This window comes from Janthinobacterium sp. BJB301 (assembly GCF_002735685.1).
GTDB lineage: Bacteria > Pseudomonadota > Gammaproteobacteria > Burkholderiales > Burkholderiaceae_D > Janthinobacterium > Janthinobacterium lividum.
Map to the genome: position 1 here is coordinate 2,395,327 of NZ_PDZJ01000001.1, position 19,230 is coordinate 2,414,556.

Below are 19,230 nucleotides of genomic sequence, written 5' to 3' on the forward strand. Positions count from 1 at the left end.
TCATGCTGGCATCCTTTATTGTGGGCTGAGCAGTTTCAAGCCCAGAATGCCCGAAACGATCAGGGCGATGCAGGCGATGCGCGCGGCGCTGGCCGGCTCGCCCAGCACCATGATGCCGAAGATGGCCGTGCCGACGGTACCAATGCCCGTCCAGATGGCGTAGGCCGTGCCCAGCGGCAAGGTGCGCAAGGCCAGGCCCAGCATCACTACGCTACCCAGCATGGAAATGGCGGTCAATACGGATGGCACGAGGCGGGTAAAGCCGGCACTGTATTTGAGGCCGATGGCCCAGCCAATTTCCAGCAAGCCCGCCAATACCAGAATGATCCACGCCATACTTTTCTCCCGAGGCGGCAGGGTCGTCCCCGCCATACAGCCCCGTCATCGAGCAGGGTCGTCCCCACTGGAGCAAAAGGAAAAGTATACCATTGGGTGAAAACTCTTGCCGTCAGCACATTTTTTCTAGTGCGGCCGCTCCAATCGAAAGTTGCCAAAAAACATGCTGATGGCAGCATAATTGCCGCATCCATTCACTTTCGGGAACAATGATGCTACTTATGGCCCAAATCCTTACCGCCCTCATCCTGCTGCTGCACGCCTACATCGTGCTGCTGGAAACCGTGCTGTTCGATGCGCGCGGACGCAAGGTGTTTGGCCTGTCCAAGGAAAAGGCGGAGATCGTGCGTCCCGCCATGTCGAACCAGGGTTGCTACAACGGCTTTCTCGTCGCCGCGCTGGCGCTGGGCTTTTTTCACCCGGACGCGGCCATCGCCCATGCGTTTACCGTGTTCGGCCTGGCGTGCATCGCCGTGGCCGGCGTGTGGGGCGCAGCGACCGTCATGACGCGCATCCTCTACCTGCAAACCGTCCCTGCCGTCATCGCCTTGCTGCTGTTCCACTTCGCCTGATACTTGCCAGGGCGGCCAGCCGGCCGCCCTGGCCCGCTCCACTCCGCACTGCCTGCGCATACCCCAAATGGGTGATGTTTCCAAAAAACATGCCCGATACAATTCCTTGTAGCAAAAATACCACCAGACACATGGTGGCAAGTCACAGTCCACAGGGGAAATCATGCAAGCACATCCAACCACCTTTGCCGTCACGTTGCTCGGCTGCCTCATGCTGTCCGCCTGCGGTGGCGGCGGCAGCGACGGCAGTGGCTCCGGCAGCGGTTCCACCAGCGCCGGCGGCACCAGCGGCACCTCGGCAAACTGCCAGTACAGCAACCTGATCAGCGATACGGAACGCAAGCAGGCCAGCGCCTGCGGCGTCCAGGTATCGGGCAACTACGCCCAGGCGGACTCGGGATACGACAGCGTGGTCGCCGCCTGCAAACAGGGGCAGAAAACCGTTGCCGATACCTATTACAGCGGCACGTACCAGAAAATGGTCGACTACGCGCGCTCCGTGAGCAAGGAGCTCGGCTGCGGGCAAAACAATGGCCCCACCTTGCCCAACAACACGACGGCAAGCAACTACAATTTCTGTGTCAAGAGCACCACCGTCAGTGGTAAGCTCAGCTATGAAGGCGCTTGCTACGGCCCCGTCAAATCGGGCGAAGGCGGCTGCGGCAGCGGCTATAACTATGTCAGCCAGTATGCCAGCCTCAGCACGTGCACATCCGGCGGCAAAAGCTGGCTGGAATCGCGCTAGGGAAGCCGGGCGGCCGTAGCAAGGGCCGCCCCCAGATGTGTCTTGTCCACCGCTTGCCGCCATGAGGATCGCCAATGACGCCATCGCTCGCCGTCGCCAGCCAGGCACTGATTGCCCTGATCTACGAAGCGGCCACGCGGCATGGCGCCTGGTCGCAATTCCTCGCCGCCTTTGCGCAACAACTGAAATCGCACGCGGGTTTGATCTGGGCCAATGATTTCAGCAACCGCTCGGTCGACGTCCAGCTGCCCGGCAGCGGCCTGTCCGCCACGTATGGCTTCGAGTCGGATGCCATGGCCAGCTTTGCCAGCTATTACGGCGCGCGCAATGTCTGGCTGGAAGACGCCACCCTGCACCGCGAGGGAGCCGTCGTCACCGGCTCCATGCTGTTTCCCGACCATTGCCTGAAGAAAACCGAATACTGGAACGACTGGCTGCGCCCGCAAGACATCTTTTATACGGCGGCGGCCATCGTCGAACTGCGCGCCGAGCGCTCCACCAATGTCACCGTGGTGCGCCGCGAACAGGCGGGCGCCTATGACGCGGGCGAACTGGCGCTGGTCCGCAGCCTGATGCCGCATTTGCAAACGGCCTTTGCCCTGCAGCGCAAGCTGCGCCGGCTGGAAGTGCTGTCCCAAAGTTCCACGCAGGTGCTCGAATTGCTGCCGTTTGGCGTGCTGCTGCTCGATGCCACCTCGCAACTGCTGTACGCCAACGAGCGGGCACTGGCCATGACGGCCGCGACGAGGCTGCTGCAGCTGCGCGAAGGCGCCCCCCTGTATTGCCCGCGCGAAGCGGACAACGGCGCGCTGCGGCGCATGCTGCACGAGGCGGCCCAAACGGGCACGACGGCGGCAGGCGGTCCCGGCGGCGTGCTCAATCTGAATGGATTGACGGGCGAACAGCTGCGCCTGCGCGTCACGCCCCTGCCTTCCTGGCACAGCCCGTTCGGCTCGGCCAGCGCCATCGCCGTTTTCCTCAGCGATAGCAGCGACCTGATCACCTCCCTGGCCGCCACCCTGCGCAATTTCTATGGCATGACGGTGGCCGAGGCGCGCCTGACGGAAGCGCTCGTCAACGGCTATTCCTTGCAGGAATACGCCGAACGCCAGCGCATTTCCATCCACACGGCGCGCACGCAGATCAAGAGCGCCACCGCCAAGGCCGGCGCCCAGCGCCAGGTGGATCTGGTGCGCATCGTGCTGACGGGCCCGGCCGTGCTGCAGCGCAATCCCCTACCCGCCTGAATCCGTTCAAAAACGCGCGCCGCCAGCACGCTTTTCATTTATATCGTAAGATAGATATATCGTAAAACAGCGATATTAGAATTGAACAACTACGATATATACATCGCTGAAAAGCGAATTGTATATTCAGGAGAAACAATATGGATATCGACGCCATCCACAAGGCGCTGGCCAATCCGGTGCGCCGGCAGATTTTGCAATGGCTGAAAGAGCCGCAGCAGTATTTCCAGGAGCAGGATCACCCGCTGCACCTGGGCGTATGCGCCGGCCTGATCGACCGCCGCCTGAACCTGTCGCAATCGACGGTCTCGGCGCACCTGGCCAGCTTGCAGAAGGCAGGCCTGATTTGGGCCACCAAGGTGGGCCAATGGAGTTTCTTCAGCCGCAATGAAGCCACCATCCAGGCCTTTCTCGATCACATGCAGCAAGGTTTGTAAGTACAGCTTTCATCTCGATAACTCCGTCTCAACGCCGCCCGAGCGGCCCCAACAAGGAAATGACAATCATGGCAACTTTATTCGACCCCATCACCATTGGCAGTTTGCAACTGAAAAACCGCATCATCATGGCGCCGCTGACGCGTTCGCGCGCCGGCAACCCGGGCCGCGTGCCCAACGCCCTGATGACCGAGTACTACACGCAGCGCGCTTCGGCCGGCATGATCATCTCGGAAGCGACGGCCGTCACGCCCCAAGGCGTGGGCTATGCCGACACGCCGGGCATCTGGTCCGAGGAACAGGTGGAAGGCTGGAAACACATCACCCAGGCCGTACATGACGCAGGCGGCTTGATCGTATTACAACTGTGGCATGTGGGTCGCATTTCCGCCCCCGCCTTTCTCGATGGCGACTTGCCCGTGGCGCCCAGCGCCGTCAAGCCGGCCGGCCACGTCAGCCTGCTGCGCCCGAAACAGGAATTCGTCACGCCGCGCGCGCTGGACACGGAAGAGATCCCCGGCATCGTGGCAGCCTACCGCCTGGGCGCCGAGAATGCGAAAAAAGCCGGTTTCGACGGCGTGGAAATCCACGGTGCGAATGGTTATTTGCTCGACCAGTTCCTGCAAGACAGCACCAACTTGCGTACCGACAACTATGGCGGCTCCGTTGAAAACCGCGCCCGTTTGATGCTGGAAGTGACGGACGCGTGCATCGAAGTCTGGGGCGCGGACAAGGTGGGCATGCATCTGGCGCCGCGCCGCGACGCGCACGACATGGGAGATTCCGACCCGCGCGCCACCTTCGGCTATGTGGCACGCGAGCTGGGCAAGCGCGGCATCGCCTTCATCTGCGCCCGCGAAGCGCTGGGCGACGACCGCCTAGGCCCGTACCTGAAGCAGGAATTTGGCGGCGTGTACATTGCCAACGAGAAAATGGACAAGGCGGCGGCCGAAGCCCTGCTGGCCAACGGTGAAGCCGATGCCGTGGCCTTTGGCCTGTGGTTCATCGCCAACCCCGACCTGCCCATCCGCCTGCACAGCGACGCGCCATTGAATCCCCTGAACCCGGATACCCTGTACGCAGCGGACGCTGCCGGCTACACGGACTACCCGGCACTGGCGGCGCACGCCTGAACGGCTCCCTGAGACTCCCTGAGAATACCCTGAGAGCTCTCTGAGCGGCACTAAGCTGCTCATCCCCGCTCATCCCCCACCGGCGGCGGACGCAACGATACCAACGCAACTCACTGCGTGACGATCGCGGCGCCCGCCGTTTTCGCCGCTTTTTTAATGACGCCGCCGCTCCCCCATCGTCAGCGCCATCGGCGCCGTGCCGGTCGGGCCGGACGACGCGCCTGCACGCTGCTGAAGACCCGGCGTATCACCTCGACCGGTACCGCGTGTTCGCGCAAATAGGCTGTCGCCACCGTCCGTCCCAGGGTGTGATGAAAAGCGACGCCCCGCTCGACGAGCTCGGCCATCGCTTTGTCCGTTCGCACATGCTCCCCATTTACATCGTCGATGTTGTTTTTCATGCCATGGCTCCATGTCGGGTGGATCAACGCTGCGTCAAGTTTTGACCACATTGTGCGCATTTAGTGCCCGACACAGTGACCAAGCATCGTTAAAATAGCGGCAGCAACCGCCTCGACACCGCATGAATAGCGGCCTCGGCTGCTTGTCGCCATCGCCAGCCCCGTATAGAATGCCTGCGCAGAATTTTTGCTTCAAGGAAAATGGCCACCAGCGCCATCCCATTAAGAACAGTGTCACTGAAGGGTATCAATGGACGATTTATTTGTACAAGCGGGCGACTTGCCGACCTGGCACCAGCGCTGCGCGCTGCGCGTGCTGCACCTGTTTGGCTGGCGCATGCGCTTCCGTCCCCTGCCGGGACCGCGCGGCATCGCCGTCGTCTACCCGCACACGTCCAACTGGGATTTCATGGTGGGCCTGTTCGGCAAATGGACGCTGTCCCTGCCGTTCCGCTGGCTGGCCAAGGATTCCCTCTTCCGCGGCCCGATGGGCAAGGTGCTGCGCCACCTCGGCGGCGAACCCGTCGACCGCAGTACCACCAGCGGCACGATCCAGCGCCAGGCCGAGCGCATGCTGGCCGCCGACTGGTACTGGCTGGCCATCACGCCGGAAGCGACGCGCAGCTACCGCCCGAACTGGAAGAGCGGCTTTTATCACCTGGCCCTGGCCGCCAAGGTGCCGCTGTTGCTGGTGTATATCGACTACCCGAACAAGGTGCTGGGCGTCGTCGACCATATCTATCTGACGGGCGACAAGGACGCCGACATGGCCGCCATCGCCGCCGTGTATGCGGGCCATCAGGGCTTGCATCCTGAAAAGGCGGCGCCCATCGTGCTGTCGGAACGTCGCCCCGGCGCCTAATTCATTCCCATCAGCACCACGCCGGCAGCCGCCAAGGCCACGCCGGCCACACGCAGCATGCGCTCGGCCAGTACCTGGCCGATGAAACGTCCCGCCCCCAGCAAGATGGCCGAAGCCAGCAGGAAGCCGCACGCGGCCGAGGCGGCCGGCAATTCCTGGCCATGCGCATTGCCATGCGCCAGCGCAAACAGGCCCACCAATCCCATGCCCAGCCAGTTCGGCAAGGCCAGCGCCAGCGCGATGGCCAGTCCCACCAGCGCCACCGTGGCGGCGATACCCGTTTCCAGCCCGGGTACCGCCACGCCCGCCATGCCGGCCAGCGCACCGAGCAGCATCATGCCGAGGAAAGTGGCGGGCTGGGCCAAGCCGCGGCGCTGCTGGCCGCCCCAGATGCCCACGCCCAGCATGGCCAGCAAATGGTCGATGCCCGTGAACGGATGGGCGAAACCGGCCAGGAAACCGGCGCTCTCGCCATGGCCGGGGTGGGCCATGGCGGGCAAGGCCAGCAGGCACAGCGCCGCCACGGCGGCCGTATTCTTCATCAGTCTTGCACTCATTGCAGCTCCTTGCCTGGTTGATCGAGCAAACCTTGCTCGCGGATAAAATCAATGACGACCTGCACGCCGTCGCCGCTGCGCAGGTTGGTGAACACGAAGGGGCGCTCGCCGCGCATGCGTTTGGCATCCTGCGCCATGATGTCCAGATTGGCACCCACATACGGCGCCAGGTCCGTCTTGTTAATAATGAGCAAATCGGAACGCGTGATGCCGGGCCCGCCCTTGCGCGGAATTTTTTCACCGCCGGCCACGTCGATCACATAAATGGTGAGGTCCGACAATTCCGGGCTGAAGGTGGCGGCCAGATTGTCCCCGCCCGATTCGACCAGGATCAAATCGAGATTCGGAAAATCTGCCTGCATGCGCGCGATCGCTTCCAGGTTGATGGACGCGTCTTCGCGGATGGCCGTGTGCGGGCAGCCGCCCGTCTCCACGCCCATCAGGCGCTCGGCCGGCAAAGCATCCGCGCGCAGCAGGATTTCCATGTCTTCCTTGGTGTAGATGTCATTCGTGATGACGGCCATGTCGTAGCGCTCGCGCATGCCCTTGCACAGCATTTCGCACAGGGCCGTCTTGCCCGATCCGACGGGGCCGCCGATGCCCACGCGCAGGGGATTGGAGGTGATCGATGTCATTTTTTGCTCTCTCATAAAATTTTCAGGAACGGTACAGCCGGCTGTACTGCACTTCGTGCCGCATCGACAGCAGCGACAGGCCGGGCGCCCAGTTGCCCATCTCGTCGTCTGCCAACGTCTGCGCCGTGAGGGCCGCCGCTTCCAGCTCCGGCCGCAGCAACAGCAATAGCCGCTGGCCCGCCACCTGTCCCAGCGGCACGGATTTCACGCAGACGAGCACCTGGTTTTCCGCCCACGCGAACAGCATGGCCAGCAGCGCTTGCTCCCGCGGAATCGCCAGTGCCGCCACGGCGCAGGCATAGGCCGTGGGCAAGGCCACCTCCGGCTGGCCCTGCAGCATGTCGATCAGCACGCCGTCGGCCACGCCCAGCTCGGCCAGCAACTTGGTCAGCGAATAGCCCATCTGGATGGTTTCGGCGCGAAATTCCGCCGTGTCGCGCGAAGCGATGAAACGCTCGCTCCAGCGCTGCACGGCGCACAAATCCTGCGCTTCGAACGCTTGCATCAAGCGCCAGCACAGCGGGGCTTCCCAACGCGCCACCACGTGCGTCAGATGCTGGGCGATCCACTCGCGCGCCGTGACCGCATCCACTACCAGGCCGGATTCGAGCGCCGCCTCCAGCCCCTGCGAATAGCTGTAGGCGCCAATCGGCAAGGCCGGACTGGCAAACTGCAGCAAATGCAGCAGGGCGGACGCCTGCATCATGCAGTGTCACCGGGGCGGTGGATTTTCTGCCGCAGCGGCACGGGCGCCAGCAAATGCTGGCCATGGCCGTCGTGGTGGCCATGGCCGCCGCCATACGCGCCCGCTTCCGGCTCGAACGGCGCGCTTTCTTCCGTCACGCTCGCCTGCAAGCCTTCCAGCATCTCCTTCAGCACGACATCCTTGCGGATGCGCAAAAAGCCGTCGCCCACCTGTGCCTGCGTGTGGCGGTTCCCCAGGTGAAAAGCGCAGCGCAGCAGGGTATGCGCGTCCGCACAGCGCACCAGATAGGTTGGCTCGCGCGCGGCGACGATCTGCACCACCTGGCCATCCGGCCCCGTCATGCGCTCGCCATCGCGCAGCACCGTGCCGCGCACGGTAAACACGGCCACGTCGTCGCCAGTCGACAGCACGGCGCGCAGCCGGCATTTTTCGCGCTGGTCGTAGGGCAGCACCAGTTGCGCAAACGGCGCGCGTTCATCGCCAGGTGCCAGTTTGGTATGCAATGTGAGCATGATCGTCTCCTGCTTAAAATAGAAAATAGCGCTGCGCCATCGGCAGCACGGCGGCCGCCTCGCACACGAGCAGCTGGCCGTCGGCGCGCACGGCGTAGGTTTCCGGGTCCACCTCCATGTGCGGCGTGGCGCTGTTGTGGATCATGTCGTGCTTGCGCAAGCCGCGCATGTTCTTCACGGCGATGATGGATTTATTCAGTTTCAGCTGGTGGCCGATATCGAGGTCGTAAGCCGCCTGCGAGACGAAGGTGAACGACTTTTTCAGGCCGCCGCCGAAGGCGCCGAACATCATGCGGTAGTGCACGGGCTGCGGCGTGGGGATCGAGGCGTTCGGGTCGCCCATCTGCGCGGCCGCGATCATGCCGCCTTTTAGAATCATCGAGGGCTTGACGCCGAAGAAGGCCGGCTTCCACAGCACGAGGTCGGCGATCTTGCCCGCCTCGATCGAGCCCACCACGTGCGAGATCCCATGCGTGATGGCCGGGTTGATCGTGTACTTGGCGATATAGCGCTTGGCGCGGAAATTGTCGCTGCGCGCCGTATCGGGCGCAAGCGGCCCCCGCTGCACCTTCATCTTGTGCGCCGTCTGCCAGGTGCGCATGATCACTTCGCCGACTCGCCCCATCGCTTGCGAGTCGGACGACATCATCGAAATGGCGCCGATGTCGTGCAGGATGTCTTCCGCGGCGATGGTTTCGCAGCGGATGCGCGACTCGGCAAAGGCCACGTCTTCGGCGATCGCCGGGTCCAGGTGGTGGCACACCATCAGCATGTCCAGGTGCTCGTCGAGCGTGTTGACGGTGAAGGGCCGCGTGGGATTGGTCGACGAAGGCAGCACGTTGGCCTGGCCCACGGCGGCGATGATGTCGGGCGCATGGCCGCCGCCCGCCCCTTCCGTGTGAAACGTGTGGATGGTGCGGTCCTTGAAGGCGGCCAAGGTGTGTTCGAGAAAACCGCCTTCGTTGAGGGTGTCGCTGTGCAGCGCCACCTGGATATCCATGCGGTCCGCGACGGAAAGGCAGTTGTCGATGGCGGCCGGCGTGCTGCCCCAGTCTTCGTGCAGTTTCAGGCCGATGGCGCCCGCGCGCACCTGCTCTTCCAGCGGCAGCGGCAGGCTGACGTTACCTTTACCCATGAAGCCCAGGTTCATCGGGAAGGCGTCGGCCGCCGCCAGCATGGCGTGCAGGTGCCACGGCCCCGGCGTGCAAGTGGTGGCGGCCGTGCCCACAGCCGGTCCCGTGCCGCCGCCCAGCATGGTGGTCACGCCGCTCATCAGCGCTTCCTCGATCTGCTGCGGGCAGATGAAGTGGATGTGGGTATCGACGCCGCCGGCCGTGACGATCATGCCTTCGCCGGCGATGATCTCGGTGGCGCCGCCAATAGCCAGGGTCACGCCGGGCTGGATGTCCGGATTGCCCGCCTTGCCGATGCCGAAGATCAGCCCGTTTTTCAGGCCGATGTCCGCCTTCACGATGCCCCAGTGGTCGAGGATGACGGCATTCGTGATGACGGTATCCATCACCTCTGCCGCGCAGCGCTGCGACTGGCCCATGCCGTCGCGGATCACCTTGCCGCCGCCGAACTTCACCTCTTCGCCGTAGATCGCATAGTCATGCTCGACCTCGATGAACAATTCCGTGTCGGCCAGGCGGATGCGGTCGCCCTTGGTGGGGCCGAACATTTCGGCGTACGCGCTGCGGGGAATGCTGGCCATCTCAATCCTTTCCCGGTGGAGTATCTTGCAGTTCGCCCATCACTGCGCCATTGAAGCCGTAGACCTTGCGCTCGCCCGCCAGCGCCACCAGTTCCACCGTGCGCTGCTGGCCCGGCTCGAAGCGCACGGCCGTACCGGCCGTGATATTGAGGCGCATGCCGTAGGCGCGCCAGCGCTCGAAGGACAGCGCGGGGTTGACTTCGAAAAAGTGGAAATGCGAGCCCACCTGGATCGGCCGGTCGCCCCGGTTGGCCACTACCACGGTGGCCGTGGCGCGTCCGGCATTCAAGCTGATTTCGCCTTCTTCCAATTTGTATTCGCCTGGGGTCATGACCGGCTCCTGTAATGTCGCTTGTATGGTTAAGGTATCGGGTGGTGCACGGTGACCAGCTTGCTACCGTCGGGGAAGGTCGCCTCCACCTGGATATCGGGGATCATCTCGGCGATGCCGTCCATGACGTCGGCGCGCGAGAGTATCTTCGTACCGTCCGACATCAGCTGCGCCACCGACTTGCCATCGCGCGCCCCTTCCATGATGGCCGCGCTGATCAGGGCCACCGCTTCCGGATAATTCAACTTCAAGCCGCGCGCCAGGCGCCGTTCGGCCAGCAGCGCGGCCGTAAAAATGAGCAGCTTGTCTTTTTCGCGGGGAGTCAGGTCCATGGTTTTCCTTGCGCTTCTTTCCTGATTAAGTGTTCCAGATGCGGGGCACGACGGCGCCGCGCCCCAGCATGGCGGGACGCAGCAGCTGCCAGGCGGCCAGCATGATGCGGCGCGCCGCCTCGCTGTCGCCGCACAGCAGGCGCACCGCCACCAGCGATTTCATGTGCGTCGCGCCAAACGCGGCGCCGTCCGGCACGGCGATCTCGCGCACGGCCGCCAGCACGGCGGGAGAAACTGACGTGCCGATGGCGATCAGGGTGGCGCACACGGTGTGGCCTCCCAGGCCCAGCGGGCTGGCCATCAGCGCGCCGCCGGCGGCCAGCACGCCCTGCTCCCACCACAGCAGCTTGCCGCCGCGGCGGATCCGCACCTGCTGGCTGATGCTGCCCGTATTGAAAATTTCGCCCGAGGCGCTGCGGCCCAGGCAGACGATGTCGCAGCCGATGTAGTTGGCGTCGGCCGCCAGTTCCACTTCATGGCGCAGGCGCACGCAAGCCTGGTCGAAGAAAATGCTCTCCTGCGGCAGCCACTCGATGGCCGCGCCGCTGGCGGCGCGCAGCATGATGTGCTGGCCCGAGACATGGCCGTTGGCGCGGTACCACTTGGCGGCGCCCGGGGACGTGAGCAAGGCGTGCGCACCCTCGCCCACCGTGGCGTCGACGGCCAGCTGGTCGCCGCCCACCACGCCGCCGGGCGGATGGATGATGATGGCGTGGCAGACGCGATCGCCCTCCGGATACAGGGGCTTTTGCACGCGCAGGGGGCCGCTGTGCGTACGCTCGACGAGGCGGCTGACGCCATCGTGCAGCGCGAAGCCCAGGCGCAAGTGCGCCTGCCAGGCGCCGTGCGCGCTGGCCTGTGAAAGCATGGCTGGAGGGGTACTGTCTGGCATGCGGGGCAATCGCGTAAATAAGCGATTACCTAAGCAGGATATGTGCCAGCGTCAGGGGAAATAAAAGTGAGAATCGTGCACCGCGCTGCAGCGAACGCACCGGCATGGTGCATCGGCCGCACCGCGGCGCTTAGGCCGCCACCACGGCCAGGGTGCGCCGTTCGCGCAGCAAGGCCGTGAAGGCTTCCGCGGCCAGGGGGCGGCTGAAGTAATAGCCCTGCATTTCGTCGCAGCCGTGTTCCGTCAGGAAGTCGACCTGTTCGCGCGTTTCCACGCCCTCGGCGATGACGCGCATGTCCAGGTTGTGCGCCAGCGAGATGACGGAACGGGCGATGGCCGCATCGCTGCTGCTGGTGGTGACATCGTCGACGAACGATTTGTCGATCTTCAGCACGTCGATGGGAAAGCGCTTCAGGTAGCCCAGGCTGGAATAGCCGGTGCCGAAGTCGTCGAGCGAAATGCCCACGCCGATATCCTTCAGGCGCGTCAGGGCCGCGACGGCCTTGTCCGGATCGCCCATGACGGTGCTTTCCGTGATCTCGATGCCCAGGCAGGCGGGCGCGATGGCGTATTTGCGCAAGGCCGCCTCGACGAACGGCACCGTGCGGTCTTGCGCGAACTGCTTGCCGGACAGGTTGACGGCCACCTTGATGCTGCCCAGGCCCGCGTCGTGCCAGGCGCGGATCTGCGCGCACACGCTTTCGAGCACCCATTCGCCGATGGTCGTGATCGAGCCATATTCCTCTGCCAGCGCGATGAACAGGCCGGGCGGCACCTTGCCCAGCACCGGATTATCCCAGCGCAGCAAGGCTTCCGCGCCCAGCAAGGCGCCCGTGCGCAAGCACATCTGCGGCTGGTAGTGCACTTCAAATTCATCGCGGCCGATGGCGCCGCGCAGCTGCTGCTGCATCGCCAGGCGGGCGCGGATATCGCTGCCCATGCGCTCCGTGAAGAAGGCGTAATGGTCGCGTCCCATTTCCTTGGCGCGCACGAGGGCCGTATCGGCGTGGCGCAGCACGTCGTCGAGGCTGTCGCCGTCGGCCGGGCACATGGCGATGCCGATGCTGGTGGTCAGCGCCAGGCGCTCGCCATCGACGCTGAGTTCTTCGCGCAAGCCGGCCAGGATGGTTTGCGCCAGCCCCAGGGTGCGCCCCAGCAGGGCATCGTCCTGCAGCAGGATCTGGAATTCGTCGCCGCCCTGGCGCACCACCGTGTCGCCCTCGCGCACGCAGCCGGACAGGAAACGCGCCACCACTTGCAGCGCCTTGTCGCCCACGGCCTGGCCGTGCGAATCGTTGATGTTCTTGAAGCGGTCCAGGTCCAGGCACATCAGCACCACTTGCTGGCTGTCGCGCAGGGCGTTCGCGCGCGCCTGTTCGAAGCGCTCGCGCAGCAGCACGCGGTTCGGCAAGCCCGTCAGCGCGTCGTGGTAGGAAAGGAAATCGATCAGATGCTGCTCGGCCTTGCGCTCGCTGATGTCGAGGAAGACACCGATGTAGTTGACGACGGCGCCATCAGGCCCGTGCACGGTGGAGGCGCTGAGCAGGCAGGGATAGGTGTCGCCGCTCTTGCGCCGCGTCTGCACCTCGCCCGACCAGCAACCGCTGCTGCGCAAGCCCTGGCGCAGGGCCAGCAGCACCGCTTCGCCCGTGTGTTCGGCGTGCAGGCGCAGGATGTCCGTGCCCACCACTTCCTGCGCCGCGTAGCCGGTGATGCGCGTAAAGGCGGGATTGGCCGTGACGATGACGCCGGCAGGATCCGTGATCAGGATGGCGTCCTGGGTCGCTTCAAAGACCTGGCCCGACAGGCGCAGCAATTCTTCATTGGCGCGGCGGATCTGCACTTCGCGCGCCAGCGTGCTGGCCACCTGTTCCAGTTCGGCCGTGCGTTCGGCCACGCGCCGTTCCAGGTTGGCGCGCTCCTGCGCCAGCTGCAGCTGCGCCCGCGCCAGGCGCACGTGGGCATCGGTGCGGGCCAGGATTTCCTCGGCCTGGAAGGGCTTGGCGATGAAATCGACGGCGCCCAGCGCGAAGCCGCGCACCTTGTCGTCCGTGTCGTACTGGGCCGACAGGAAGATCACCGGCACCTGGCGCAGGGACGGTATTTCCTTCAGGCGGCGGCACACTTCAAAGCCGTCGAGGCCCGGCATGCGCACGTCGAGCAGGATCAGCTCGGGCGGGCGCGCCTGGGCCGTCCACAGGGCCAATTCGCCGTTCGGCGCCTGGCGCACCGCATAGCCGGCGCCGCCCAGCAAATCGCTCAACAGCTTCAGCGAAGCCGGCGTATCTTCAACGATCAGTACTTCGCCCTTCGAGTTCACTTCCGAAAAATCGCGGTGCATGTAGCAGTTCTCTCAGCTTTGGATGAGGCGCGGCGATCCGTTGCCGCGCTGGACAAGACATTTCTTTGCGATGAACTACGTACTATCATCATAATCTTTATTGCAATTTAGCACCATCCATCGGTGGCACTTAGCCCGTCTTTTCATCGAATCCGATGTTGTCAGCCCACACTTTTCAAGCGTGCGCCGGCGCGCCCTCACTCTCCAGCAAGTCGCACAGCTGGCGGTACTGATGCTGGTCGAGCATGGCTTGCAGCGGCGCCAGCACGGGCGCAGCCGCCGGCGGCAAGTCACCCAGCAGCAGCGCCACCCTGGCCAGGTTCAATTCGCGCAGCGCCACCAGCAAGGCCGCGCGCTCTTCACCTGGCAGCAACTGCAAGTCTCGCGCCCGCAGCGCCGGCGGCGCCTCGGGCGCCGGCGCCACGGGCAGCGGCACGGGCGCCGCCACGGGCGCTTCCGCCGCCTGCGCGGGTATGCTGAAACGGAAGGTGGCGCCCTGCCCCGGCATCGATTCCACCGTCAATTCGCCTTTCATCAATTGCACGAATTCGCGCGAAATGGCCAGGCCCAGGCCCGTGCCATCCTTCGGTCCCGCGCTGTCGGCCTGCACGAAGGGTTCAAAAATGCGCTGCTGGTCCTCCGGGGCGATGCCGATGCCCGTGTCGCTGACGGCAAACGACAGCATCCATTGATCGCCATCGCGCCGCTCAGCGCGCACGCGCAAGGTGACTTCACCGCCGCCGGCAAATTTGACGGCGTTCGACATCAGGTTCAGCAGCACCTGGCGCAAGCGCGTCGCGTCGAGCACCACGGCCGCCGGCAGGTCCGCGCAATCGAGGCGCAGGGCCAGGCCCTGCTGCTCGGCGCGCATGCCCAGCATGTCCATCACTTCCTGCAACAGGGGCGCCAGCGCCGCCACGGCCGTCTGCGCGTGCAGGCGTCCCGCCTCGCCCTTCGACAGTTCGAGGATTTCATTGATCAGGGTAAGCAGATGATTGCCGGAGCGGTGGATGATGGCCAGGTTGCGCTTTTCATCGTCCTGCATGTTGGGCGAGGCGGCCATCAGGCGCGAAAAGCCGATCACGGAATTCAAGGGCGTGCGCAGTTCATGGCTCATGTTCGCCAGGAAGGTACTCTTGGCGCGGTTCGCCGCCTGCGCCTGGCTGACGGCCACCGACAGGGCGCTCGTGCGCTCGGCCACCAGTTCTTCCAGGTGATGGCGGTGGCGCAGCAGTTCCAGTTCGGCCTCGCGGTGCGCCGTGATGTCGTAGTTCGAGCCCACCAGGCGCATGGGCTGGCCCTGCCCGTCGCGGAAGATCACGGCATCGGCCTTGATGTAGCGGATGGCGCCATCGGGCCACAGGATGCGGTACTCGTGCGTGAACGCCTGGCCGGCTCCCAGCGCGGCGCGCAGGGCTTCCTTGGCGGCCGGCACGTCGTCGGGCATCAGCGCCGCGCGCCAGATCGCCGCGGGTGCCATCCTGCTGTCCGCATCGGCCTTGAACTGCGCGTACATCTGTTCATCCCACTGCAAGGCATCGTTGACGACGTTCCAGTCCCAGATGCCGATGCTGGCCGCGCCGGTGGCCATCTGCACGCGCTCCTCGCTGCGCTGCAGGGCCCGGTAGCGGCTGTCGAGCAGTGCCACCATGTCGCGGATGGAGCGGTACAGCGTGCGCAGTTCGCCCAGGAACCAGGCTTTCGGCGGCGTGCCGAATGCTTCGCCCTGCCCCGCCTTGATGCCGGCCGCATACTGGCCGATCGCCTTCAGGGGTTTGAGCATCAGACACCACATGAGCAGCCAGACGCTGGCCACCAGGATCACGTCGAGCGCCACGATCATGGCGCCGATGCCCAGCGCGCGCTGCTGCAGCTGCGCGTGCAGCAGTGCCGGCGTCGCATACACGGCCACGCTGCCGATGACCTGTCCGCCCATCGTCACGGGACGCCGCTGCACCAGCCAGTCGGGTTCCGCGGACAGCGAGGAAAAGCTGTCGATGGCGCCGCTTGCAGTGCGGCGCAAGACCAGCGCTTCCTTGCCGATGCCCGGCGTCAGGGAACTGGCCACCAGGTCGCGCTTGCCCAGCATGCTGCGCATGATGGCCTGCATCTGCTTTTCATCGAGATTCCACAATGGCAGTTCGATGGCCACGGCCAGCTGGTCCGCGCTCACGGCCAGGCTGCGATGCAGCTGCTGCCAGCGCTGCTCGCGTTCGGACTGGTAAAACAGCACGGCAAACACCAGCAGCAGCGCGGTGACGACAAAGGTCAGCGCCACGCTGACGGCCAGCACGATGGAGACGCCGCCCAGGCGCGCGTCTTTGGGCAAGTGAAAAGTCATGCGTCCTCGCCCTGCGGCTCGCTCGCCAGCTGCGCCAGCAAGGCGCACAGCGGCTGGTACTGATGCTGTTCCAGCATGGCGGCGATATGCGCGGCCAGCTGCGGCAGGCTGGTCGCCACGCCGGCCAGCACGATGGCGCTGCGGCGCAGATCGAGGGCCTGCACGGATTCGAGCAGCGCCTGCCGCTCGGCAGCGCCCAGCTGGCCCAGCGCCTGCTGCAAGTCAAAGACAGCCACCGGCACGCGCGGCGGCGCGGCGGCAGTACGCTGGAAGCGCACGCCCAGCTGCTGCTCCAGCATGGCGAACAGGTGTTCCTGCTCGATTGGCTTGCGCAGGAAGCCGTCGGCGCCGGCCGCCAGCGCTTCCTGTTTTTCCTCCTCGAAGGCGGAGGCGGTCATGATCACCAGGCGCGGCTGCACCAGCGCCGGCTGCGCGCGCAGCCAGCGCGTCAGCGCCAGGCCATCCATGTCCGGCATGCGCCAGTCGCTGAGCACGATGTCGTAGCGCTGCGCCGCCAGCATGGCTTGCGCCTGCACGCCGCCCGCCGCCTCCTGCAGCTGGAAGCCCAGCGGCGCCAGCAAGCCGGCCAGCAGCTTGCGGCAGTTATCGTCATCGTCGACCAGCAGCACCATGCGCCCGCGTTGGGCTGGCGGCAGGCGCGCCACGCGGCCCGGCGCCAGCGACGCGATGGCCGGCTGCTGCAGCACCGGCGCGCGCAGCTCGAAACTGAAGCGGGACCCGGCCCCCAGGGTCGATTCGACGCGCAGCTCGCCGCCCATCAGACGCACGAATTCGCGCGAAATGGTCAGCCCCAGTCCCGTGCCAGCCTGCGCCACGGCGCTGTCGGCCTGCACGAACGGTTCAAAGATGCGCTCCAGATCCTCTTCCGCGATGCCGCTGCCCGTATCGCGCACGGCAAACGCCAGCGCCACCTGTCCATCGCCGTCCGCCTGGCAGGCCAGCGACAGGGTCACGCTGCCCTGCTCGATGAACTTGAGCGCGTTCGACAGCAAATTCAACAGCACCTGGCGCAGTTTGGCGCCATCGAGACGCACCAGCGGCGGCACGCCGGCACGTTCGAGCCGCAGCGCGATGCCCTGGTCGCCGGAGCGCATGCGCACCATCTCGAGCACCTCGTCGAGCAAGCCATTCAAGTCCACGGGCCCCGCTTGCAGCTGCATGCGGCCCGCCTCGATCTTCGACAATTCCAGGATATCGTTGATCAAGGTCAGCAAATGATGGCCGGCGCGGTTGATGATGGCCAGGTTATGCTTTTCTTCCTCGAACATGCTGCTCGAATCGGCCATCATCTGCGAAAAGCCGATCACGGAATTCAAGGGCGTGCGCAATTCGTGGCTCATGTTGGCCAGGAAGACGCTTTTCGCGCGGTTCGCCGATTCGGCCTCGGTGACGGCCACCGACAGGGCCGCCGTGCGCTGCTGCACCAATTCTTCCAGATGGTCGCGGTAGCCGAGCAGCTCCTGCTCGCTTTGCTTGCGCTCGGAAATGTCGACGATGCCGCTGCGCACCAGGCGCCGCCCTTCCATCGGCAAGCGCACCAGCCGCACTTCGCAGGGAAAGATGCTGCCGTCGGCGCGCCGCACATTGCGTTCAACCAGGATGGGTTCACCGAGCATGGCGCGGCGCAGATGCTCTTCCATCATCAGTCCCAGCGGCAGGCCATCGGGCTGCTCGCCGGTATACAGGTCGAACGGCCCACGCGCCAGCAGCGCTTCGCGCGACATCCCCAGCATGCGCTGCGCGCTGCTGTTGGCGTCGATGAAGCGGTCCAGGTCCAGGTCATACACGACGATGGCTTCGGGCGCATGCTCGACGAGGATGCGGAAGCGCTGCTCACTTTCGCGCGCATCGCTCTCGGCGCGGCGCAGGCGGCGGCGCTGCAGCAGCAAGGCGCTCAGCATGCACGCCATGGCAAGAAACACGGCGCCGGCCGACAGCACGGCGACGCGGTGTTCGTGCCACAGTTGCGGCGGGCGGTTGAAGAACAGGGTGTGCGGCGGCAGCCGGCTGAAGTCCGCATCCCAGCGCTGCAGCTGTTCCCAGTCATACATGGGCACCGGGCGGACCGGCGGCAGCAAGGCGCCCGGCGCGGCAGGCGCCTTGCCGGCCAACACGGCCAGCGACATCTGCGCCACCTGCTGCGCGGCCCCTTCGATGTGCAGGATGGAGCCGCCGAGGATCCCCTTGCCCACGTTCGTGTTGTACATGCCGAACGCGGGCACGTTCGCCAGCCGCGCCAGTTCCCCTGCAAACTGCACGGGCGTGGCGATGGCGCCGTCCACATCGCGGTTGACGTTGCCCGCCACCAGCAAGGTATCGGCGGGCAGGTGCGCCACGGCCGCGCGCATCTGCTCCAGGGTCAGGTCATCGAGGTAGCGCATGGCCACCTTGCCCTGCCATGCCTGCGCCGCCTGCTGCATGTTGCGCTTCAATGCCTGGTCGGCCTCGCTGGCGCCGACGGCCATGGCGATGGTTTTGGTCTCCGGGAACAGCGCCATGGCTTGCGCCAGGGTACCGGGGAAATCGACATTCGCCTTTTGCTGCCAGATGGATGCCGGGCTGCCGGCCGGCAAAGCCTTGCCCGAGGTGTTAATCGCCAGCACGGGCACGCCGCGCGCCAGCGGCGCCAGGTCGGACAATAAAAAATCGAGCGCCGGCTGCTGCATGGCGATGATCAGGTCGGCCTTGCGGCCCATCATCTGGGTGTATCTTAAAAGCAACAAATCACGCATCTCGTTGCGCAGCGCCGGGTCGCCCTGGGTATTCAGGTTCAGGTGCTCGACCATGATGTCTTCGCTGGCCAGGCCCGCGGCGGCCATGGCGGCCACATAGGTCCGCGTGTACGACTCCACGCCGGCGCGGCCGTAATCGTAGGCGTTGAGAAACAGCACGCGCTGGCCCTGGTGCGGCGGCGCAGCGGCCGGCGTCGCAGCCGGCACGGCGGCCGGGGCTGCGGCGACACAGAACGCCAGCAGCAATGCGCGGCCACAGCGACGCACCGCTGCCCTGCCCATCCCGCCGCCAGGCCGCCAGCCGCCCGGCACATCACGCATCATTCGCCATGCCCATGCTCACTCCCGCCTGTCACCATGTTTCAACTATGCGCTGACTGCTC

Annotated in this window: 19 protein-coding genes; 6 read left to right on the forward strand and 13 right to left on the reverse strand. The window is 65.2% G+C overall.

Going from position 1 to position 19,230, the window contains the following annotated elements; all coding sequences use genetic code 11:
* Positions 1-15 precede the first annotated feature (15 nt).
* A complete protein-coding gene (sugE, locus tag CSQ91_RS10520; RefSeq protein WP_034783172.1) occupies positions 16-336 on the reverse strand; it encodes a quaternary ammonium compound efflux SMR transporter SugE in 321 nt (106 codons plus the stop codon).
* A gap of 212 nt (positions 337-548) precedes the next feature.
* Here sugE and CSQ91_RS10525 point away from each other — a divergent pair, with 212 nt between their 5' ends.
* The 5 genes from CSQ91_RS10525 to CSQ91_RS10545 all read left to right on the forward strand — a co-directional run bounded on the left by CSQ91_RS10525 (position 549) and on the right by CSQ91_RS10545 (position 4,470).
* A complete protein-coding gene (locus tag CSQ91_RS10525) occupies positions 549-908 on the forward strand; it encodes a DUF1304 domain-containing protein (RefSeq protein ID WP_099388658.1) in 360 nt (119 codons plus the stop codon).
* A gap of 163 nt (positions 909-1,071) precedes the next feature.
* A complete protein-coding gene (locus CSQ91_RS10530; protein WP_099388206.1) occupies positions 1,072-1,653 on the forward strand; it encodes a hypothetical protein in 582 nt (193 codons plus the stop codon).
* Between the two features lie 74 nt (positions 1,654-1,727).
* A complete protein-coding gene (locus tag CSQ91_RS10535; protein ID WP_099388207.1) occupies positions 1,728-2,900 on the forward strand; it encodes a helix-turn-helix transcriptional regulator in 1,173 nt (390 codons plus the stop codon).
* A 140-nt stretch (positions 2,901-3,040) separates the two neighbouring features.
* Positions 3,041-3,337, forward strand: a complete 297-nt coding sequence (locus CSQ91_RS10540; RefSeq protein WP_099388208.1) for an ArsR/SmtB family transcription factor — start codon at positions 3,041-3,043, stop codon at positions 3,335-3,337.
* Positions 3,338-3,405: 68 nt separating this feature from the next.
* Positions 3,406-4,470: an alkene reductase gene (locus CSQ91_RS10545; protein ID WP_099388209.1), complete on the forward strand. Its 1,065-nt coding sequence runs from the start codon at positions 3,406-3,408 to the stop codon at positions 4,468-4,470.
* 179 nt (positions 4,471-4,649) lie between these two features.
* On the opposite strand, the gene CSQ91_RS28650 is transcribed toward CSQ91_RS10545, so the two are convergent.
* Positions 4,650-4,871: a hypothetical protein gene (locus CSQ91_RS28650; RefSeq protein WP_034783165.1), complete on the reverse strand. Its 222-nt coding sequence runs from the start codon at positions 4,869-4,871 to the stop codon at positions 4,650-4,652.
* 250 nt (positions 4,872-5,121) lie between these two features.
* Between CSQ91_RS28650 and CSQ91_RS10550 the strand changes: the two genes are divergently transcribed.
* Positions 5,122-5,733 carry a 1-acyl-sn-glycerol-3-phosphate acyltransferase gene (locus CSQ91_RS10550; protein WP_099388210.1) on the forward strand — a complete coding sequence of 204 codons (612 nt, stop codon included), beginning with the start codon at positions 5,122-5,124 and terminating at the stop codon, positions 5,731-5,733.
* Here the strand turns inward: CSQ91_RS10550 and CSQ91_RS10555 are convergent.
* The 11 genes from CSQ91_RS10555 to CSQ91_RS10605 all read right to left on the reverse strand — a co-directional run bounded on the left by CSQ91_RS10555 (position 5,730) and on the right by CSQ91_RS10605 (position 19,171).
* Complete coding sequence (locus tag CSQ91_RS10555; RefSeq protein ID WP_257217285.1) at positions 5,730-6,290, reverse strand: HupE/UreJ family protein; 561 nt, start codon at positions 6,288-6,290, stop codon at positions 5,730-5,732. The two genes, CSQ91_RS10550 and CSQ91_RS10555, sit on opposite strands and share 4 nt — an antisense overlap.
* Positions 6,287-6,925 carry an urease accessory protein UreG gene (gene ureG / locus CSQ91_RS10560; RefSeq protein ID WP_034783159.1) on the reverse strand — a complete coding sequence of 213 codons (639 nt, stop codon included), beginning with the start codon at positions 6,923-6,925 and terminating at the stop codon, positions 6,287-6,289. Before ureG ends, CSQ91_RS10555 begins: the two co-directional genes overlap by 4 nt.
* Positions 6,926-6,947: 22 nt before the next feature.
* Positions 6,948-7,628, reverse strand: a complete 681-nt coding sequence (locus CSQ91_RS10565) for an urease accessory protein UreF (RefSeq protein ID WP_099388659.1) — start codon at positions 7,626-7,628, stop codon at positions 6,948-6,950.
* Positions 7,628-8,143, reverse strand: coding sequence for an urease accessory protein UreE (gene ureE, locus CSQ91_RS10570; RefSeq protein ID WP_034783158.1), 516 nt, complete (start codon positions 8,141-8,143; stop codon positions 7,628-7,630). The genes CSQ91_RS10565 and ureE overlap by 1 nt, the downstream gene beginning before the upstream one ends.
* A gap of 13 nt (positions 8,144-8,156) precedes the next feature.
* A complete protein-coding gene (gene ureC, locus CSQ91_RS10575; protein WP_099388212.1) occupies positions 8,157-9,857 on the reverse strand; it encodes an urease subunit alpha in 1,701 nt (566 codons plus the stop codon).
* 1 nt (position 9,858) lies between these two features.
* Complete coding sequence (locus CSQ91_RS10580) at positions 9,859-10,188, reverse strand: urease subunit beta (protein ID WP_092605741.1); 330 nt, start codon at positions 10,186-10,188, stop codon at positions 9,859-9,861.
* A gap of 29 nt (positions 10,189-10,217) precedes the next feature.
* Complete coding sequence (locus CSQ91_RS10585; protein ID WP_034751936.1) at positions 10,218-10,520, reverse strand: urease subunit gamma; 303 nt, start codon at positions 10,518-10,520, stop codon at positions 10,218-10,220.
* Between the two features lie 25 nt (positions 10,521-10,545).
* Positions 10,546-11,412, reverse strand: coding sequence for an urease accessory protein UreD (locus CSQ91_RS10590; protein WP_099388213.1), 867 nt, complete (start codon positions 11,410-11,412; stop codon positions 10,546-10,548).
* A gap of 130 nt (positions 11,413-11,542) precedes the next feature.
* Complete coding sequence (locus CSQ91_RS10595) at positions 11,543-13,753, reverse strand: EAL domain-containing response regulator (protein WP_099388214.1); 2,211 nt, start codon at positions 13,751-13,753, stop codon at positions 11,543-11,545.
* Between the two features lie 175 nt (positions 13,754-13,928).
* Entirely contained in the window at positions 13,929-16,094 is a 2,166-nt protein-coding gene (locus tag CSQ91_RS10600; protein ID WP_099388215.1) for a sensor histidine kinase, read from the reverse strand.
* On the reverse strand, positions 16,091-19,171 hold the full coding sequence (locus tag CSQ91_RS10605; RefSeq protein ID WP_099388216.1) for a sensor histidine kinase: 3,081 nt from the start codon (positions 19,169-19,171) through the stop codon (positions 16,091-16,093). The genes CSQ91_RS10600 and CSQ91_RS10605 overlap by 4 nt, the downstream gene beginning before the upstream one ends.
* Positions 19,172-19,230 lie beyond the last annotated feature (59 nt).